The 1891-nt window shown below is 44.1% G+C and carries 2 protein-coding genes; both read right to left on the bottom strand.

All coding sequences use genetic code 11. The features are described from left to right. On the bottom strand, positions 1-458 hold a 458-nt coding region (locus O71_RS20275), incomplete at its 3' end, for a fibronectin type III domain-containing protein (protein WP_007660852.1). Positions 459-643: 185 nt separating this feature from the next. Next, positions 644-1660 carry a hypothetical protein gene (locus O71_RS20270; RefSeq protein ID WP_007660850.1) on the bottom strand — a complete coding sequence of 339 codons (1017 nt, stop codon included), beginning with the start codon at positions 1658-1660 and terminating at the stop codon, positions 644-646. Positions 1661-1891 lie beyond the last annotated feature (231 nt).

Raw genomic sequence — 1891 nt, 5'->3', positions numbered from 1 at the left:
TAGGAAGTGCTGCTGGACAGGTTGCCGGCTTCCAAAGAGGGGGCCTGCACATTGCTTTGATTAATCAGGGTTGTGGAGAAGTCAGAAGTAGTGGCTACCTGCACCTGGTAGGAATCGGCACCCTCGGCAACTTGCCACTGCAGGGTTGGGGAGGTTGACACATTATTTGCATTGTTGGCTGGTGATGATAGCACTGGAGTACTAGGCAAGCTTATTGGCGCACTTTCTGTCACGAAGCTCCAAGTCGCCGACCAGGCACTGTTACCGGCCTGATTCGCAGCCCTCACGCGCCAGTAGTAGGAAGTGCTGCTGGACAGGTTGCCGGCTTCCAAAGAGGGGGCCTGCACATTGCTTTGATTAATCAGGGTTGTGGAGAAGTCAGAAGTAGTGGCTACCTGCACCTGGTAGGAATCGGCACCCTCGGCAGCTTGCCACTGCAGGGTTGGGGAGGTTGACACATTATTTGCATTGTTGGCTGGTGATGATAGCACCGGGACTTGAGGAGGGCTAGTTGGATCTGTACTCTCGTCATCAGATGCAATTACTCCTATTGCTACACCATCTACTGTACTCGACGCCACTACAAAAATACTATTGGTATAATTCTGTTTAGTACTGGTTTGATCTCGGTATGATGTTCCGCTTATGAGGGTATGTTGATTGCTAAAGGAGATGTTAGAAGTTGAAGACTCCCTATAAACAATGTCCCTGCCATAAGTTTGTGAAGTGTATAATACTTTGATTTTTCCTGTGCTTCATTCAAGATTACTGTTGGAGTAGTTCCTGTTTGAGACACTTCATAGAGATTATCCCAAGAGCCGTTAGATCTCCTTACTAAGAGACCAATTAGAGGATAACCTGATTTGTTGTAGCTAGTCTTAATGACGGAGTATAATGTACCGTTGTTAGCTACAGCAAGGTTAAAATGGTCATCTGCCATACCGTTACCTACATTAAGCGCTGACTGTGATGCCGGTTTCTCATCAATAGACCATGAGGTAGGGGGCGCTCCATCCAGGTGTGTCCTAAACCCAAATAACCCCGTGTTCTGGTTGGACCAGAAAACTCCCACTTGTCCAGGCATCGCTATCACTGCGCATTTGTCATTTGAGGAAACTCCAGAAGCCAATATCACAGGGGGATTCCATTGTGTGTAAGGAGCATCGCTCCAACGTACATTTATAGTGCTTGAGCCATCTGATGCAAGCCACATACGACCAGTGCCATCTACATCGATCATTGCTGTCTCTACCCCCGAATCTAGGCTAATTCCAACGATGGATGGCCTTTCAGACCACAGTTTGTAAGTGGATGAACCTGGTACATATTCAAGCGATACTAATTGAGAGTTAGAGCCCTGGAACATGAAAACGTGTACTAAATTACCAACAACCTTACAGTCAGCTCTGGAACCAGTCTTAGTAGAAAGTCTTAAGATATGAGTCCAGGAATTACCATCAATTCGCCATAAATGCGTACCACTTGAGTTGGGGAGTACTGCCCAGAATTTACCATCATATGAGAATACCTTGGACTGTGTTTTATCCTGGGTATTAGAAGTTATAGGTAGAACATTTGTCTTGATGACAGAATTGAACTGTGCCGTTACCTGAAGGCAAAGTATCAGTTTCAATGCTAGGAGTAATAGAAATTTTTGCATGCTTCCTTATTGTAAATTTGCTGTAATATATTTTTCTCTTTTATAACTCTCGATTTTATAGCAACTGTAAGCATAAGGAGGGGATGCCTATAGCTTATTCCTTCTCGGCGTTTAGTAGAGGTGCAGTTGAACTTTGAGGAAAAGCATGAGCTTCCTTCAGTTCTTCGGTTTAAGAATGTATATCTTAAAAGTTGAAAAAAGTTACAATAATTATGTATATTTTTATAATAT

The sequence above is a fragment of the Pontibacter sp. BAB1700 genome, from assembly GCF_000277005.1.
Taxonomy (GTDB): domain Bacteria; phylum Bacteroidota; class Bacteroidia; order Cytophagales; family Hymenobacteraceae; genus Pontibacter; species Pontibacter lucknowensis.
The sequence above is the reverse complement of the archived record's forward strand: the minus strand, read 5'-3'. Positions and strand labels throughout refer to the sequence as shown.

Coding starts and splice junctions, on each gene's coding strand:
- O71_RS20270 (WP_007660850.1), bottom strand. CDS start 1,660: ATGCAAAAATTTCTATTACTCCTAGCATTGAAACTGATACTTTGCCTT.